Origin of the sequence: Moraxella sp. CTOTU46934 (genome assembly GCF_031979465.1) — a bacterium.
In the GTDB taxonomy this organism is placed as follows: domain Bacteria; phylum Pseudomonadota; class Gammaproteobacteria; order Pseudomonadales; family Moraxellaceae; genus Faucicola; species Faucicola tetraodonis.
Genome location: NZ_DALZEG010000016.1, coordinates 14,855 through 32,086 on the forward strand (window position 1 = coordinate 14,855; position 17,232 = coordinate 32,086).

At 43.4% G+C, this 17,232-nt stretch carries 15 protein-coding genes; 8 read left to right on the forward strand and 7 right to left on the reverse strand.

Translation table 11 applies throughout. The features are described 5' to 3' along the window. Positions 1-133: 133 nt before the first annotated feature. A complete protein-coding gene (locus RTN07_RS10450; RefSeq protein WP_312177882.1) occupies positions 134-1,270 on the reverse strand; it encodes a DUF805 domain-containing protein in 1,137 nt (378 codons plus the stop codon). Between the two features lie 259 nt (positions 1,271-1,529). Between RTN07_RS10450 and RTN07_RS10455 the strand changes: the two genes are divergently transcribed. Then, positions 1,530-2,483, forward strand: coding sequence for a LysR family transcriptional regulator (locus tag RTN07_RS10455; RefSeq protein ID WP_062330402.1), 954 nt, complete (start codon positions 1,530-1,532; stop codon positions 2,481-2,483). A 46-nt stretch (positions 2,484-2,529) separates the two neighbouring features. Here the strand turns inward: RTN07_RS10455 and lipB are convergent, their stop codons facing one another. Then, positions 2,530-3,210, reverse strand: coding sequence for a lipoyl(octanoyl) transferase LipB (gene lipB, locus RTN07_RS10460; protein ID WP_062330400.1), 681 nt, complete (start codon positions 3,208-3,210; stop codon positions 2,530-2,532). Positions 3,211-3,254: 44 nt separating this feature from the next. After that, a complete protein-coding gene (locus RTN07_RS10465; RefSeq protein WP_312177884.1) occupies positions 3,255-4,586 on the reverse strand; it encodes a calcium-binding protein in 1,332 nt (443 codons plus the stop codon). A gap of 332 nt (positions 4,587-4,918) precedes the next feature. On the opposite strand from RTN07_RS10465, the gene RTN07_RS10470 reads away from it, so the two are divergent. The 6 genes from RTN07_RS10470 to accC all read left to right on the forward strand — a co-directional run bounded on the left by RTN07_RS10470 (position 4,919) and on the right by accC (position 12,660). Further along, positions 4,919-6,433, forward strand: coding sequence for a protein adenylyltransferase SelO (locus tag RTN07_RS10470; protein WP_312177886.1), 1,515 nt, complete (start codon positions 4,919-4,921; stop codon positions 6,431-6,433). A 141-nt stretch (positions 6,434-6,574) separates the two neighbouring features. Further along, entirely contained in the window at positions 6,575-8,881 is a 2,307-nt protein-coding gene (locus RTN07_RS10475) for an NADP-dependent malic enzyme (protein ID WP_312177887.1), read from the forward strand. A gap of 83 nt (positions 8,882-8,964) precedes the next feature. Next, positions 8,965-10,146, forward strand: a complete 1,182-nt coding sequence (locus RTN07_RS10480; RefSeq protein WP_312177889.1) for a tRNA nucleotidyltransferase/poly(A) polymerase-related protein — start codon at positions 8,965-8,967, stop codon at positions 10,144-10,146. Between the two features lie 10 nt (positions 10,147-10,156). Beyond that, a complete protein-coding gene (gene aroQ / locus RTN07_RS10485) occupies positions 10,157-10,666 on the forward strand; it encodes a type II 3-dehydroquinate dehydratase (protein WP_312177891.1) in 510 nt (169 codons plus the stop codon). A 150-nt stretch (positions 10,667-10,816) separates the two neighbouring features. Continuing rightward, positions 10,817-11,236 (forward strand): acetyl-CoA carboxylase biotin carboxyl carrier protein, encoded by a 420-nt coding sequence (accB, locus tag RTN07_RS10490; protein WP_312177893.1) that lies wholly within the window; start codon positions 10,817-10,819, stop codon positions 11,234-11,236. A gap of 56 nt (positions 11,237-11,292) precedes the next feature. Next, complete coding sequence (gene accC / locus RTN07_RS10495; protein WP_219331210.1) at positions 11,293-12,660, forward strand: acetyl-CoA carboxylase biotin carboxylase subunit; 1,368 nt, start codon at positions 11,293-11,295, stop codon at positions 12,658-12,660. 52 nt (positions 12,661-12,712) lie between these two features. Here accC and ruvA read toward each other — a convergent pair whose 3' ends face one another. The 4 genes from ruvA to RTN07_RS10515 form a co-directional block, all read right to left on the reverse strand. After that, the gene (gene ruvA, locus RTN07_RS10500; RefSeq protein ID WP_007116725.1) at positions 12,713-13,333 is read right to left on the reverse strand and encodes a Holliday junction branch migration protein RuvA; all 621 of its coding nucleotides are present in this window, start codon (positions 13,331-13,333) and stop codon (positions 12,713-12,715) included. A 107-nt stretch (positions 13,334-13,440) separates the two neighbouring features. Beyond that, positions 13,441-14,478 carry a class II fructose-bisphosphate aldolase gene (fba, locus tag RTN07_RS10505; RefSeq protein ID WP_159676238.1) on the reverse strand — a complete coding sequence of 346 codons (1,038 nt, stop codon included), beginning with the start codon at positions 14,476-14,478 and terminating at the stop codon, positions 13,441-13,443. A 211-nt stretch (positions 14,479-14,689) separates the two neighbouring features. Next, positions 14,690-15,094 (reverse strand): hypothetical protein, encoded by a 405-nt coding sequence (locus RTN07_RS10510; protein WP_007116727.1) that lies wholly within the window; start codon positions 15,092-15,094, stop codon positions 14,690-14,692. 178 nt (positions 15,095-15,272) lie between these two features. Further along, complete coding sequence (locus RTN07_RS10515; RefSeq protein ID WP_138019236.1) at positions 15,273-16,463, reverse strand: phosphoglycerate kinase; 1,191 nt, start codon at positions 16,461-16,463, stop codon at positions 15,273-15,275. Positions 16,464-16,741: 278 nt separating this feature from the next. Between RTN07_RS10515 and RTN07_RS10520 the strand changes: the two genes are divergently transcribed. Then, positions 16,742-17,068 (forward strand): TraR/DksA family transcriptional regulator, encoded by a 327-nt coding sequence (locus RTN07_RS10520; RefSeq protein WP_312177896.1) that lies wholly within the window; start codon positions 16,742-16,744, stop codon positions 17,066-17,068. The last annotated feature ends 164 nt before the right edge of the window (positions 17,069-17,232 follow it).

Genomic DNA, 17,232 nt, shown 5'->3' on the forward strand with positions numbered 1-17,232 from the left:
ACTTAGCTAACTTGTATTAGCAAATGTGCAGATTTGAAACCGTTTGTAAACCGCAGATAGTTAAACTCACTGACAATTAATTTACACTTTTGGTCAGGATTAAAGTATTCATTTAACCTTAGCTGTAAACAAATTATCTTCTATCGATAAATATTTGTTGTTCAGAGGCTTTGACAAAGTCTTCATAAGAAACCACTCCTTGACTATTCGTGGCATTCGTTGTTGGATTACCGCCCGTCTGCGCGCGCTCATTTGAACCTTGATTTAGGTTATTGGAATTTGGGGAATTGGAATTTGAGCTATTAGGATTTAGGGTATCGGGATTAGCGGCGTCAGTTGGCGCCTCAGGCATCTGATTAGTCATACTTGGCGTGTTGGCAAGCGTGTCTGACACTTGATTGGTAGTTGTAGCGGGATTGACATTCGCGGACGCGGTGGGTTGTGGGCTGGAAGCCACGCCGTTTCCTAATTGCTCACCGGTAATTACCACCGCTTCTGTTCTTAAATTCTCTGGTTGAGTGGTCGAGGCAGCAACAGCGGAAGCAGTTGCAGGCAATGTCTGTGCCGATTGGCTAGGGTTTGTTGCCGTTAGAATGACATTGTTTTGAGCGTCTCTACTGTTTCTTATCGCTTGATAACTCTGATAGCTGGGCACGACAACTTGGGTTAGCAAACCGATAAGTGACATAACTAACAGCGGAATCAATACCATCAGTACCGTTTTTAACTGGGTAGCAGGTCTAGCAGGTAAGCCATAATAATTGGCGCCTTCACTGCCTTTGACTGCTAGCAAGTAAAGGTAAACTAAGACATTTACCCCAGGGACTAGCATCAATAGCGCAAGCCACCCTGTTTTGTTAAGATCATTGAAGCGGCGTTTGCTAACGGCAAGCTGTAGATAAAACAAAACCGCCACACCCACACTACTTGCGCCGAGCAAACTCATCGGCAACTGCTCACTACTGGCATTTACCATGCCTTGAAAGCCACCAATCATCACAAATAGCGAAGCGATCAGCATTAATGCTATCAACGCATTGAAGGTAGAATACGCTAAAAACTGAACACGGCTAACCCGACCGTGCCAATCAAAAAACCGACGATTATTAAAGCCTTCATGTATCTCGGTTAGCGTGACAAAAGACGTACCAGCTTCAGTTGCAATTATTTCATCAGGTTGCATTTCATCAACTTGATGCATATTATCGAAACTGGGTTCAATCGGGGGTAAGGACTGGGCTTTTTTTGGCTTTGGTAGACGGATGGCCATAATGAGCAACTTAATCTAGAGGTTTAAACTGTTTTTTTAGCGTAAGGTTTTTAACGTAGTATTGCCCAAATTTTATAGTATATTGGTTAGAATAGCGTGAAATTGGGACATAAATTTGACATTTTTTGTAACATTGATTTAGTGACATTGATTTAACGGTTTGGCTTGATCGCAAATTTGTTGCATAAATCATTTATTGAATGAGTAAACAGTTTTTAACCTCGATAACACAACGCTGTAATGATCATTGAGTATTGATATGGATATTTCCCAACTTACCTATTTTGTGGTAGTGGCAAAAGCCGGCAGTTTTAGCCAAGCTGCCAAAACCTTAGCTATATCACAGCCATCGTTAAGCCGCCATGTGCAGCAACTTGAAAGCGAGCTGGGTGTCGAGCTGCTGGATCGCTATCACCGCCCAATGACTTTAACAGCGGCGGGACATTTTTTTTTGGCACAGATTGAGCCAATATTGTTACAACTTGAGCAAGCCCGTGAGTTGACTCAGCGCTTTGCCCAGCCGCATCGAACCAATCATCTCACGATTGGATTTGTCGCCTCAGTGCTGTACGGTTTGTTGCCTGAAATTATTTCTACAGTCAAACAGCGACATCCCAATTTGGATATCAAGCTGGTCGAAATCAATTCGGAGCAGCAAATGTCAGCGCTAAAGTCGGGGGACATCGATGTAGGGTTTGGAAGATTTCGGCACAGTGACAACTTTGTGCAACAGATATTTTTACGTCATGAACGCTTTGTGGTGGCACTGCCAATGGCGCACCCCTTGGCATCACGCCCGGATGATATCGGCATCGCATTTAAAGAGTTGCTAGAAGATACGCTTATTTTGTATCATCGCACGCCCTTGCCAATCCTGCAAAATCCGCTATTCAATGGCGAAACTGATCAACTCATGTATTTGTTTGCCCGCCACCAATTGTCACCTCATTTGACCACCAAAGTGCGCGATATCCAAATCGCTTTGGGCTTGGTGGCGGCAGGTGAAGGTATCACCTTAGTGCCTGATAGTTTAAAAACCGTCCGTACCGAGCAAATTCATTATCATCGTCTACGCCACGAAGATGCGACCACCCCGATTTTTATGAATGTACTGGCACACCAATCCAATCCGTATATTGATGATTTACTGCAGGCGACTTACCAAGTGTATGAAGCTAAAGGCATTACCTACTCTAATCAATCCTTGAATTAAAGACAGTTATATTAAAGGCTCTTATATTTAAGCCGCTAGTAAAATTTTATTTGCTTAGGCTAAATTGGCGTTCTTGGTTGACACGGTTGATAAATTGTTGGATAAATGCTTGATAATCCACGTCCGCAAAATTTGCTAGACGCAACATGGTCATGCCGGCATAGCCACAAGGGTTAATCATTTGAAACGGGGTCAAATCATTTTGTACATTGATGGCGATGCCATGATAACTAAAGCCGTGTTTTATCTTAAATCCCAATGACGCAATTTTACCAAGTTCTAAATCGTCTTGATTATACACATACACCCCTGGCGCATCCGCACGCGCTTTGGCATAAAAATCTGGCGGCAAATAAGGCGTGATGACATCAATGATGATGTTTTCAGCTTTACTGACCAAATCGCGCACGCCCCACCCCAACGCATTTAAATCAAATAAAAAATACACCACCAACTGCCCATGACCGTGCCAAGTGACTTGACCGCCACGATCGGTGTGGATGATGGGGGTATTATCTCTTTGCAAAATATGTTCAGGTTTGCCCGCTTGACCCAGTGTAAACACATTTTCGTGATCCACAATCCATAACTCATCAGCGCTAAGCTGCGCCTGCTCGCTGCTGGTAGATTTTTTTTGCTCGATACGCGATAACACGCGCGCCAGCATTGCCGCATGGGTGGGTTCATATTGAGCGTTTTGCAAATATTTAATTTCTAATGGTAACATCGCATTTCCTTGCAGTATCTTTTTGCGTTTGTGTGACAAACCGCTTATTTGTCGTTTGTAGCAATAAGATTGACTTTGCCCAGTTGTAAAAGAGATTTTTGCAGTATTGACTGATAATCAGTCATATCACGCTGCGCGACTGAGCCCAAATTTGTTAATTGACTGACTGGCATCAGCATCGCAGGGTTGGCGTTGCCGGTTTTTGCAAAACCGATGGCTAAACTGGCGTTATCGCCGCCCAAATAAAAATCTTTGATGGTAAGTTGATCGTCAGTCGGTGTATGGTTGTTCTCATTGTCATTGGGCGAACTAGTTGCAAAATCCAGCGTTAAGTCCTGCTTTTCTTGAGTGACCAAGCTGAGCTCGTCATAGCCTCTATCCGCAAGGTAAACCGTATCTTTGCCACCGCCTGCATTGATGATGGTATCATGACCAAATCCTTTGGTGAAATAATATAAATCATTGCCTGTGCCACCCACTAGCACATCATCACCGGCATTGCCGATGAGCACATCATCATCAGCACCGCCTAGCAGCCTATCTTGACCGCTATTACCCACTAGCACATCGTCCCCCTGACTACCCCATAATAAATCCCCTACACCCTGCTGCCCAAGTACAGAACCGTCAATATGGTGATTGATGATGACGTCATTAGCTAAGGTGCCAAAATGCTGGTTAGCTTTATTAGCAAGGGATTTGGCTTCATAACTGTTCCAATCCAGTGGCTTGCCAAATGCTTGCTGATAATCTTGCGATATACGCGAAATAGCAAAACGGTTATTCAAGAACACCAAGGTATTGTATTCATCATACGTATAAAGTGGCGCGTGAAACTGCCCACTGGGCAACATGCTTTGATTAAGGACTGCCAATTGGGTTATTTTGTCGTTTTCACTGATTGCTTGGCGCATGATTTCATCGACTTCAGTAAACACATCTTTATCTTGCGGTTTTGCCGCGTTATCAAGCCACAAGGGTTTGACAAACCGTTGATACCCCAATTCTTTTGCCACCAAAAACTCATAATAAGTTGCCTCACCCTCCGCTTTGGCGCGTGCCATTCCATAGGCTTGTGGCGTATCAAATTGATACAAATTGTCTTTATCACGATTAATTTGTTGGTATTGACCGGTTGCGTGCCCTAGCTCATGGGCGATGTTCAAAAAATTTTTATAACTTTTAGCAATATGAATGGTATTGCCGTAGGCTTTTGCGCCGACACCGACGGTGGTATCTTGCTCATCAATGAGTAAGTTACCTTGAAATCGATTGAGCAAATTGACCAAGGTAGGCGATTTTTCGATATCTTGGACATTAAACCCCGACTGAACCAAATAGACATTGTTGGGATTGTTCAGATCTAACGCAGGCATGACCTTCCTTTAAGTATGTGGATTTTTAGATAGTTTTTTAACTGCTTTTTTTAAGCGGATTTTCTAACAAGTAATACTTGATGACAGCAGAAAGTTATCACAGCAAAAAGTGAGTTTTACAGCGGTAATGATTCATGCACAGTTATTGCACAGACCCTATCGTCGGATAAAGGTATAGTAAGCAATATAAATTTTAAAAAACGTCAGCAAGCTTAATCAAATTTTCAGCCGGCTGTTAACGCGCTATTATAGCGCAATTAATGACTTAAAACGCCCCTAAACAGGGGGCATTTAACCGCCAGATTAGTCATGCCTATAAAAATGGAAAAATTATGAAAATCGAAAACTCGTATGCCATGCTCGATCCAAGGCTTTATCATAAACAACCCCCCAAACCGCTCACCAACCCGCAAGCAGGGCATTTTAATCCGCAAGTCGCCAACCAAATTGGTTGGGCAGACGATGAGTTTTTAAGGCAGCATTGGGTTGAAATCTTGGGCGGTGACATCGTTCCCGACGGCTTTGAACCGTTAGCCATGGCGTATGCTGGACACCAATTTGGGCAATGGGCAGGGCAACTGGGCGATGGTCGTGGTCTATTACTCGCTCAGGTAATCGATAAAGACGGACAATTAACCGATTTACATCTGAAAGGGGCAGGATTAACCCCCTACTCGCGCATGGGGGATGGTCGTGCGGTGATTCGAAGCGTAGTACGAGAGTATTTGGCAGGTCATGCGCTTAATTGCTTGGGTATTCGGTCTAGCAACGCACTAGGCTTTGTGGTTTCAGATACCCCTGTCAACCGTGAGACACGCGAACGCGGCGCGGCGCTACTACGTACTGCAGATTGTCATATTCGCTTTGGGCATTTTGAATGGGTGGCGAATTATGCGCCTGATTTATTGCTGTATTTTACCCGTTATGTCATCAAAACCTATTTTAAATCGTGTTTTGACAGTGACACGCCCATTCAAGATTTTTTGCGGCAAGTCGTTGATAAAACTGCCAAAACTCTGGCTGATTGGCAGCTGATTGGCTTTGCCCATGGGGTGATGAATACCGACAATTTATCCATCACAGGTGGGACCATCGATTTTGGTCCTTATGGCTTTATGGAGCGCTTTAATCCGATTTGGATCAATAACCATTCTGATTACAACGGGCGTTATGTTTATCAAAACCAGCCATCCATTGGACTTTGGAATTTGTCACGTCTGATTACCTTATTTTTACGCCTTAATGGCGAAAAATTGACCGCCAATCATCCGCCAGAAACCTTGTCGCGCGAGCAATTAACCGACATTTTAGACAGTTTTGGTGAGATTTTTTATCAGTATTATCAGCAAGGTCTCTGCCAAAAATTTGGCTTACCCAGCAGTGAAGAAAACTGTGACTTTGCTTTGCAGTATTTAGAGATCATGCAGCAAAACAAACTCGACTTTACCAACAGTTTGCGAGCGCTGGTAGCTATTGTTGCTGACGCCAAGCCCAATGATAAATTAAACCTATTACATGAATTTAATTTACTTAATCAGTTGAAAATTTCAATTAGCAGCAGTAACGGTCAACCCAATGCGACCTTAGCGGATTGGATTGCTACCTACCATACCAAATTACAGCAGGATTCTTTGCCGTTGGTAATGAGCCACAATCCAGTGTATATATTAAGAAATAGTATGGCACAGCAAGCCATTGAATTGGCTGAACAAAATGACATGAGCGAGGTAAATAGACTATATCAGCTATTGGCTAATCCTTACCAAGTTAGTGCATTAGCCAAGCCAAGTGACACTGAGCCACCGTTGGCAGATGCGCCTGAAATATGTGTCAGCTGCTCATCTTGAGGTAACAGACAAGGTCGGTAGCGCGATTTTTTACCTAACTAGTTTTATTTTTTGCCGGTACTCAACTAGTCATCAATCTGTCAATAGTGCTAGAATAGCGAACACTACGATTCGAAAACGACTGTCGCAACGAAGGATATTATGGATAAATTATCGCCGACCAACAATGGCTTATCAGACAAAGAATTATTTGAACAAGCCGCTTTGCATTATCATGCCAATCCACGCCCAGGTAAAATTTCTGTTACTCCCATCAAGGCACTTGCCAACCAACGGGATTTGGCACTTGCCTATTCGCCTGGCGTTGCCGTACCTTGTCTGGAAATTGAAAAAGACCCCAAAAAAGCCGCGCTTTATACTGCTCGTAGCAACTTAGTCGGGGTGGTGACCAATGGTACCGCTGTTTTAGGATTGGGCAATATCGGTCCTTTGGCGTCAAAACCTGTGATGGAAGGTAAAGGCGTGCTGTTCAAAAAATTTGCCGGCATTGATGTGTTTGACATTGAAGTGGCGCAAAACGATCCGGATAAATTCATCGAAGCGATTGCCTCTTTAGAGCCCACCTTCGGCGGTATCAATCTTGAAGATATCAAAGCACCTGAGTGTTTTTATATCGAAAAAGAACTGCGTAAACGCATGAATATCCCTGTGTTCCATGATGACCAACATGGCACCGCGATTATTGCGTCTGCCGCGTTATTAAACGCGCTACAAATTACCGGCAAAAAAATCGAAGATATCAAAATTGTGGTATCTGGTGCGGGTGCCGCAGCGATTTCTTGCTTGGATTTGATTTGTGCGTTGGGCGCCAAAAAAGAACACATCTTTGTCGCTGACTCAAAAGGCATCATCACCAGCAACCGAGCAAACCTCGATGAATCAAAACAGCGTTATGCCCGCGATACCGAAGCCAAAACCCTATCGGATGTGATTGAAGGCGCGGATATGTTCTTAGGTCTATCTGCCGCTGGCATGCTGACCCAAGATATGGTAAAACGCATGGCGCAAGATCCAATTATCTTTGCCCTAGCCAATCCAAACCCAGAAATTCTACCTGAAGATGCCAAAGCGGTGCGTCCCGATGCGATTATCGCTACAGGTCGCTCTGACTATCCAAACCAAGTAAACAACGCACTGTGTTTCCCGTATATTTTCCGTGGAGCGCTTGATGTAGGTGCCACGACCGTCAACGAAGAAATGAAAATTGCCTGCGTGCGAGCCATTGCTGCCATGGCACATGTGGAAGCCACGCCACAAAAAGGTCAAAAAACGGTGGATGAAACCCAACGTTTTGGTCGTGAATACTTAATCCCGGGACCGCTAGAGCCAAATTTGATTTTGGAGATTGCACCAGCGGTTGCCAAAGCGGCGATGGATTCTGGCGTTGCCACGCTACCCATCGAAAACATGCGTGCTTATCGCGATAAACTCTCAGAGTTTGTTTATAACTCTGCCTTCTTGATGAAACCTATTTTCACCCGTGCCAAACAAGAACCAAAACGTATCGTTTACTGTGAAGGTGAGGATGAAAACGTATTACGGGCAGTGCAAGTGGTGGTGGATGAAGGCTTGGCAAAACCTATCTTGGTCGGTCGTCCAACCATTATTGCCAACCAAATCGAGCGTTTGGGCTTACGTATGGTGGCAGGTGAAAATTATGACCTAGTCAACATCGAAAGCGATCCACGTTATAAAGACTACTGGCAGTTTTATTATGAGATGAACAAACGCAATGGTGTGACGGTTGAATTGGCACGTCGTGATGTTCGCCGTAAAACTTCTTTGATTGGCGCGCTAATGGTTGAACGTGGCGATGCTGATGGTATGATTTGTGGTACGTTTGGTTCATACCACTTGCACTTAAACTACGTGCAAAATGTGATCAAAAAACAAGCGGATGCTAAAGATTTTTATGCGTTAAATGCCTTATTGATTCAAGGTCGTAACTTGTTTATTGCTGACACTTACGTACATGAAGACCCAACTGCTGAACAACTAGCGGAAATGACGGTATTAGCAGCCCAAGAAGTCCGCCGCTTTGGTCTTGAACCGCGTGTGGCATTGCTATCACATTCAAACTTTGGTTCATCTGACTTTGAAAGCGCCAAAAAAATGCGTCAAGTCTATGATTTACTGACCGATATGAATGTTGATTTTGAGTTTGACGGCGAAATGCATGGTGATACCGCGCTTGATGACCGTATCCGCCATGCCTCATTCCCATTTAGCAAATTAACAGGTTCAGCCAACCTACTCATCATGCCAGACTTAGATGCGGCTAACATCGCATTTAACTTATTAAAAACGGCGACCAATAGTGTGACTGTCGGTCCATTGTTACTGGGAGCGCAACGACCTGTGCATATCTTGACATCTTCTGCGACAGCACGTCGTATCGTCAATATGACAGCTGTAGCGGTAACGCAAGCGCAAGAATTGGCAAAATAATTTTGTGTTGATTGATAAAACCAGTTTAGTGCTCTAAACTGGTTTTTTTATGGGTTTAATTTAGTTAAAACATCGGGGTGGTCATGCAAGTTTATTTGGTCGGTGGTGCGGTACGCGATTATGTATTAGCGCGCGAGGTCACTGAACACGATTATGTGGTGGTCGGCGCAACGCCTGAGCAGATGCTAGAACTGGGATTTTCGCAGGTAGGTGCCGATTTTCCGGTTTTTTTACATCCAAGGACCCATGACGAATATGCACTGGCTCGCACGGAACGCAAAAGCGGTAACGGCTATCTTGGTTTTAACGTACACGCTGACGCTGCTGTCACCTTAGAGGAAGATTTAGCCAGGCGCGACCTCACCATCAATGCCATGGCCATACAAGTCAATGGCTTGTTTGACTGCGGTTTTAAACAGGGCAAATTTGATGTGCGCGATATTATCGACCCGTATGGTGGCTTAGCAGATATTAAGCAAAAAAAATTACGCCATGTGTCAGCCGCTTTTACAGAAGATCCGGTACGTGTATTGCGCCTTGCCCGTTTTGCCAGTCGTTATGCCCCGCTCGGATTTACGGTCGATGAGTCAACCACGAAACTTACCAGCCAAATGAAAGCCACAGGTGAGCTGAGTCATCTTGTCGCTGAGCGGGTATGGTCAGAGACGTCAAAAGCGTTAATGCAGGCTTGGTCGGACATTTATTTTGACACGCTTTATCAGCTCAATGTCCTTGATGTCATTATGCCAAAATTGTATCAAGCATCGAATGATAATCCTAAGCAATGGCAATTGATGTTATCTAGCCTGCGAATTGCAGGAGCGCAACAAGCGGACAACGTCATGAAGTTTGCTTTGGTTGCAACCTGCTTTAAGTCTGATCAGCAACATAACAACCCAACCACTGAGTATTTAGAATTTTGCCAAGGCTTAAAGGTACCAAAAAACACTGAGCGCTTGGGGTTATTTATTCTTGAGCACTTTGATAAATTAAAAAATTTCGATCACTTAACTGCGGAGCAATTATTTGAACTGTTAAGATTAACTAATAGCCTTAAAGACACCTCACTTTTAGAGCAAGCCTTGAAAGTCGTTCATCTTTATCAACAGGTCAAACAAACCGCGCTGTTAGCCACCATCAAAACGCAATTAACGCAAATTTCTGCCAAAGATGTGGCAAGTGAGCTGACCGGCAAACACATCGGCGAAGCCATTGATAAGTTGAGGTTGCAAAAACTTGAGGAAATTTTAAATCACCCACGATAAAGGAAGCATCATGACGACAACGACAGCAATAGCAACAAAGACCCAACTAACCCATGTGTTAGTATTAAATGGTCCCAATCTCAATTTGCTTGGCAAGCGAGAACCAGAAATCTACGGATTTCAAACCCTACAAGATATTGAAGATGATATAAGACAATTAGCCAGCAAGCATCAAGTCAAACTCACCTGTTTTCAAACAAATCAAGAATCTGCCCTCATTGATAAAATCCATCATCACGGTTTATTGACCACAAATCCTCACGAGCTGATTGACGCGATTATCATCAATCCCGCTGCCTTTACTCACACATCGGTAGCAATTCGCGATGCCCTACTCGCCGTGAATAAACCTTTTATAGAAGTACATCTTTCCAATATTCACACGCGTGAGCCATTTCGGCAGCATTCTTATTTTAGCGACAAAGCTGAAGCCGTCATCTGTGGCATGGGCGCTTTTGGTTATACCGCAGCGTTTAATTATCTGGTTCAAAAATATCAGTGGCAACACAATTTAGCCTAAAATCAATAGCAACATGGCAGCAAATTTTAAGTGTACAAACGTACACAAATATACCCTGCTATATCTATTTATTTTAGAAAAATCTTGTTACAATACGGCAATCTATGAATTAGTTGTCTATGAAGCGTATAATTTTAAGGTAGTTAGGATATGGATATAAGTAAAATCAAGCAACTTATTGACTTAATGGAAGAGCGAACGTTAGCAGAATTAACCGTACAAGATGGTGATAAAAAGGTCTCTATTTCACGCCATTTACCGCAAGCGAATATTCAACCCGTCACAGCAAATACAGCCCCCACGACAACCACTAATGCTGCCCCTGTAAAATCTGGCATGGTAGAAACATCACCGATGGTTGGAGTTTATTATGTTGCACCGAGTCCTAATGACGCCCCATTTATCAAGGTCGGTCAACAAGTACAAGCAGGCGATAGTTTAGGCATTATTGAAGCCATGAAAATCATGAACCCGCTTGAAGCCACCCAAAGCGGTATCATTGCAGAAATCTTGGTACAAAACGGCGATGTGGTGCAATTTGGTCAACCGATTGTCCGTTACGAGTCTTAATTTTTAACTTTTTTGTCTATTTGAAGTTTGATTATCGATAAAAATTAGGGATAGCAATGATAAAAAAATTACTGATCGCCAATCGTGGTGAAATTGCGCTTCGCATTGTTCGCGCTTGTAAGCAGCTTGGCATTCAAACGGTGGGTGTCTACTCAACTGCAGATGACAACTTGATGCACCTTCGATTCGTTGACGAATCCATCTGTATTGGCAAGCCAAATGCCAGTCAAAGCTATCTCAATATCGATACTATCTTAACAGCCGCAGAAATTTCTGGCGCTGATGCCATTCACCCAGGTTATGGATTTTTATCTGAAAATGCCGAATTTGCCGAACGTGTGGAAGAGGCAGGGCTGACCTTCGTAGGTCCTGCGCCTGAGCACATTCGTTTAATGGGTAACAAGATATCCGCTATCAACGCCATGAAAAAAGCCGGTGTGCCTACCGTCCCTGGCTCAGTGGGTAGCGTCACCCTGGCTAATGCTGAAGAACAAGCTAGAGCCATTGGTTTTCCTCTGTTGATCAAAGCGGCAGCTGGTGGTGGTGGTCGTGGTATGCGCGTGGTTGAACGCCTTGAGCAGTTACTATCTCAAGTTCAAGCCGCCAAACAAGAAGCCGAATTGTGGTTTGGCGATGATAGCGTTTATATGGAGCGCTTTTTAAAAAACCCACGCCATGTCGAAGTGCAAGTTTTAGGTGACGGCGAAGGCAATGCCATTCATTTATTTGATCGTGATTGCTCGCTACAACGTCGTCACCAAAAAGTGCTTGAAGAAGCCCCTGCCCCAGAGATTCCTGATGACATTAAAGAACCCATTTTGCAAGCTTGCGTCCGTGCTTGTGAGCAAATTAACTATCGCGGTGCAGGGACGTTTGAATTTTTATATGAAGATGAGCAATTTTTCTTTATTGAGATGAATACCCGCGTACAGGTTGAGCACCCTGTCACTGAGATGATTACCGGCATTGATGTAGTGGTTGAACAACTCAAAATCGCATCTGGCTATGGGTTATCGTATCGTCAAAACGAAATCGAAATTCGCGGTCATGCCATCGAGTGCCGTATCAATGCCGAAGACCCTGTGACTTTCATGCCGTCACCCGGCACGGTGACCCACTTCTTTATGCCAAATGGTAGCGGTGTACGTTTTGACTCGCACCTTTATCCAAGCTATGCCATTCCTACCTTTTATGACTCATTGATTGGCAAATTAATCTGTCATGGGCAAACCCGCGAGCAAGCGATTGCCAAGCTTCGCCATGCCCTTGATGAGCTGATTATCACCGGCATAAAAACCAATGTGCCATTGCATCGCGATGTGATTTTGCAAGACAAGGCATTTTGTAAACAAGCGCAAAACATTCATTATCTAGAAAAAAACTTATTATCTCAGCCAGATGCGTCAAAAACCGAAAAAGAATAAAGTTAATGGTGAAAAAAAGAGGGTCATTTGCGCCTCTTTTTTTTATGCAATTTTAATTCATCGCCAAATTCTTAAGAGACGCTTTAAGCAGATTTTGGATGGTTAACGGTGAATCAATGGCAGATTTTGCCAGTTTTATCGCAGCTTGCGCTTCTTTATCGCGATATCCTAGTGCAATCAACCCCGCTTCGACTTCAGCAATAATAATGCCTTCATTGCCACTATCGGTCTCTAATGGCAATGAAGGGGCAAAACCTGACGTATCACCTAAATGCTTGATTTTGTCTTTTAATTCAACAATCAATCGCTGTGCGGTTTTTTTGCCAACCCCTGGGATACGCGTCAATGCGAGCTCATCATTGTTCATCACAAACTGGTGCAACTCCTGCACCGTTACGGTTGACATCATTGCCAACGCCATCTTTGCCCCCACCCCATTGACTTTAAGCAACAGTCTAAACACTTCCCTATCGCTATGGCTTAAAAACCCAAATAACAACTGAGCATCCTCGCGCACCAAAAAATGTGTCCATAAGGTGACGGACTGATTTAATTGTACTTGACAAAATGCATTGAGCGGCATCTCAATTTCATACCCAACGCCCGCTGTGGTCATTACCACTACCGTAGGTGCCATTAGATGATGCACTTGCCCTTGAATTAATCCTATCATTGATGACTCACTACAAATAATTTAATCCAATAAAAAAGTGGGCAACCTCAGTCAACCCACTTGAATTTCATGCTTTTTAGTCATTTGCTAAAACTTAGTTCTAGTATTTAGTTATAGAAATTAACCATTTTTTCTAGACTAATTGGGCGAATTTTATCCGCATTACCCGCCGTACCAAATGCGGTATAGCGATCGATACAAACCGCTTTCATCGCATCGATAGTCTTGGCAAAATATTTGCGTGGGTCAAATTCTGCCGGGTTTTCAGCGAGGAATTTGCGAATCGCACCGGTTGAGGCTAAACGTAAATCGGTGTCGATATTGACTTTACGTACACCATGTTTGATGGCTTCTACGATTTGCTCAACTGGCACACCATAAGTCTCACCGATATTGCCGCCATTTTCGTTAATCACTTTGAGCCATTCTTGTGGCACACTTGAAGAGCCGTGCATCACGAGGTGAGTATTAGGAATACGCGCATGAATTTCTTTGATACGTGCAATCGATAAGATATCATCGGTAGGTGGTCGGGTAAATTTATACGCCCCGTGGCTAGTGCCGACTGCAATTGCTAGGGCATCGACATGGGTGTCATTAACAAATTGCTCAGCTTCATCAGCACTGGTTAACAGCTGTGAATGGTCAAGTTTACCTTCTGCCCCTACGCCATCTTCTTCACCAGCCATACCCGTTTCAAGACTACCCAAAACGCCAATTTCACCTTCTACTGATACACCACAAGCATGAGAGAGTTTTACCACTTCACGCGTCACTGCTACATTATAATCATAATCTGCAGGGGTTTTACCATCACTCTTTAATGAGCCATCCATCATCACCGATGAAAAACCCAATTGGATTGAGCGTTGGCAAACCGCTGGACTGGTGCCATGGTCTTGGTGCATAACCACTGGAATATGTGGCCACTCTTCAATGGCAGACAAAATAAGATGGCGTAAAAATGGAGCACCTGCGTATTTGCGTGCGCCTGCCGATGCTTGCACAATCACAGGTGAGTTGGTTTCATCGGCTGCCATCATAATGGCACGCATTTGCTCTAAGTTATTGACGTTAAATGCAGGAACACCATAGTTGTTTTCTGCTGCATGGTCTAAAAGCTGACGCAAAGAAATCAAAGCCATATTACTTTCTCTTAGTAAAGTTAATAATCAATTGAAAATTTTAGAAAAACTGGTTTTTGCCGTGTTGGACAAGGCTTGAGTATAACAGAAGTGCACTACAATTTGAATTCAAAAAAAATAACTTTGCGATGATAGATATCATGACAACATGCCTAACCCAATCAAAAAGCCCCAAAATAATTTTGGGGCTCTTTTAGAGTAAATGCTAAAATTAATATTTTTGTTTTTCTGGTACCGTGGTTTGGATATCAGTGTTGCTATTTGCTGCATCGTTTTTAACCGCTTCTGCACCTTGTGCTACATTGGCTGCACCAGTCGCTACAGCAGAGGCTACGTTTTCGGTAGCTTGGGCGGCACCATTGGCAACAGCTTCAGTCGCGTTGATTGCTGCGCCTTGGGCAACCGCGGCACCCGTGGTAGCAGCACTGGCAACTGCGTCACCTGCATTTGCTGTTGCACTGGCGGCACTTGCAGTCGCGTCTTTAATGTCTTGACCCGCTGCGCTCGCTGCAGCTTCAGGCTGACCGTTAGCTGCGGCTTCTTCCGTTTTTTTACTACATGCCGTGATTGATAAAGTGGCTAATAAAGTTGCCAATACTAAATTACGTTTTAACATATTCATTCCTTAAAAAACGCCAAACATATGGGTATACATACTTATATAATATCTTATCGACAATATATTTTTGGTGCAATTAATTACAATGTTTACCATACAAATATTAACTTAACATTACATTAATTCAGCCATGATAAATTTAAATCGCTGAATTAATGACAATGATTATTAGCGTTTAGGCACGTTGGCTCAGTGCGTGCACGGCAGGTAGCGTTTTACCTTCCACAAATTCTAAGAACGCCCCGCCCCCTGTTGATGTGTAGCTTACTTTATCGGCGACCTTGTATTTATCAATCGCAGCGAGCGTATCACCACCGCCTGCAATGCTAAAGCCTTCACTTGCTGCGACTGCTTCACTGACGATTTTGGTACCTTCCCCAAATTTATCGACTTCAAATACGCCGACAGGTCCATTCCATAAGATGGTTTTGGCATTTTTAATCGCATCGGCAAGTTTCGCCGCACTGCTTGGGCTAATGTCTAGAATCATTTCATCATCTGCAATGGTATTGACAGATTTGGTTACGGCATCGGCAGATTCTAGCGAGCCCAAAAAATCATCAAAATCAATTTGTGATTTTTTGGCGACGACCACTTCGTCAGGTAGTAAAACATGGGTTTCTTGCATAATGCTTTTCGCCGTTTCCACCATGTCCGCTTCATATAGCGATGCACCGACATTGGCACCTTTGGCTGCCAAGAATGTATTGGCAATACCACCGCCCACAATGATTTGGTCACAGATTTTTGCCAATGATTTAAGAACATCCAACTTCGTAGAAACTTTCGATCCGCCAACAATCGCAAGCATTGGCTTGGCTGGGTTATCCAAAGCTTTGGCTAATGCATCAAGTTCTGCCGCCAATAACGGACCTGCACAAGCAATCTTTGCTTTGGCGATAACGCCTTCTGTTGACGCTTCAGCACGGTGAGCCGTACCGAAAGCGTCCATCACAAATACATCACATAAAGCGGCGTAGCGTTCAGATAAAGCAGCATCGTTTTTCTTCTCACCCGCATTAAAACGTACATTTTCCAGTAGCACAACTTCACCTGGGGCTACTGTCACATTATTTTGGGCATAATCGGTCACTAATTTGACAGGTTTGCCAAGGGCATCGCCCAAATAATCTGCGACTGGCTGCAACGAATATTTGGCTTCAGGGTTTGATGGGTCTGGGCGGCCTAGATGCGAACACACGATAACCGCTGCGCCTTTATCTAAAGCCAACTGAATAGTGGGCAAGCTTGCTTTTAAGCGGGCATCATTGGCAATTTTGCCATCTTTTAACGGTACATTTAAATCTTCGCGAATCAAAACTGTTTTGCCAGAAACATCAATATCGTTTAAACGAGCAAATTGCATGGATTAACCTCTAAGTTAACAACAGGATGGTGACCCGTAGGGGTCGATAAAACGTCGTCACATGACAACAAAAATTGAATAAAAAAATAAGCGTAGATTAGCATATTTTGAGTATTTTTAACATTATTGATGCTATCAACTAACGCCACGCGCGGTGATAACACGGTATTACTACTATATTACTACTTTATTAAGAAGGGTGTTGATGATAAGCTTATAAAAACAACAACATGAACGCAGCACTGCGTTCAATATTTTATTATAAAATTGGAGGCCGTATGGTTGACCTTGACAAAGCAAAACAACGATTACTTGACCTAAAACAAGAATACCAAACTCGCGTGTATAAAATCCAACATGATATGCAAAATCCTGATACGGATATAACCCAAGATTGGGATGACCAAGCGGTGATTAATGAGCAAAACGATGTACGTAAAAACTTGCTAGTCGAAGCCCAGCAAAACCTTGAATTGGTGAATAATGCCTTACTTCGTATCGAAAATGGAACTTACGGTATTTGCGCTGTGAGTGGTGAAGAAATCGAACCTGAGCGTCTAGAAGCAGTACCCTTTGCGACCACCTGTATGAAACACGCTAAATAGCTTGTCAAATACGCCAAATAGCTGGTTTTGGTAGTTTTGTGCCCATAAAAAAGCAAGGACAGTTATCCTTGCTTTTTTATCAAAAAATTAGTCAGTAAATTGCGAATTGATTAGGTTGTGTTGAACATTTAATATACAAAAGGACATAATGAGGAAATTTTGAT

Coding starts and splice junctions, on each gene's coding strand:
- RTN07_RS10475 (WP_312177887.1), top strand. CDS start 6,575: ATGGATAAATTATCGCCGACCAACAATGGCTTATCAGACAAAGAATTA.
- RTN07_RS10510 (WP_007116727.1), bottom strand. CDS start 15,094: ATGTTAAAACGTAATTTAGTATTGGCAACTTTATTAGCCACTTTATCA.
- RTN07_RS10520 (WP_312177896.1), top strand. CDS start 16,742: ATGGTTGACCTTGACAAAGCAAAACAACGATTACTTGACCTAAAACAA.
- fba (WP_159676238.1), bottom strand. CDS start 14,478: ATGGCTTTGATTTCTTTGCGTCAGCTTTTAGACCATGCAGCAGAAAAC.
- aroQ (WP_312177891.1), top strand. CDS start 10,157: ATGACGACAACGACAGCAATAGCAACAAAGACCCAACTAACCCATGTG.
- ruvA (WP_007116725.1), bottom strand. CDS start 13,333: ATGATAGGATTAATTCAAGGGCAAGTGCATCATCTAATGGCACCTACG.
- RTN07_RS10515 (WP_138019236.1), bottom strand. CDS start 16,463: ATGCAATTTGCTCGTTTAAACGATATTGATGTTTCTGGCAAAACAGTT.
- RTN07_RS10480 (WP_312177889.1), top strand. CDS start 8,965: ATGCAAGTTTATTTGGTCGGTGGTGCGGTACGCGATTATGTATTAGCG.
- RTN07_RS10450 (WP_312177882.1), bottom strand. CDS start 1,270: ATGGCCATCCGTCTACCAAAGCCAAAAAAAGCCCAGTCCTTACCCCCG.
- RTN07_RS10455 (WP_062330402.1), top strand. CDS start 1,530: ATGGATATTTCCCAACTTACCTATTTTGTGGTAGTGGCAAAAGCCGGC.
- RTN07_RS10470 (WP_312177886.1), top strand. CDS start 4,919: ATGAAAATCGAAAACTCGTATGCCATGCTCGATCCAAGGCTTTATCAT.
- accB (WP_312177893.1), top strand. CDS start 10,817: ATGGATATAAGTAAAATCAAGCAACTTATTGACTTAATGGAAGAGCGA.
- lipB (WP_062330400.1), bottom strand. CDS start 3,210: ATGTTACCATTAGAAATTAAATATTTGCAAAACGCTCAATATGAACCC.
- RTN07_RS10465 (WP_312177884.1), bottom strand. CDS start 4,586: ATGCCTGCGTTAGATCTGAACAATCCCAACAATGTCTATTTGGTTCAG.
- accC (WP_219331210.1), top strand. CDS start 11,293: ATGATAAAAAAATTACTGATCGCCAATCGTGGTGAAATTGCGCTTCGC.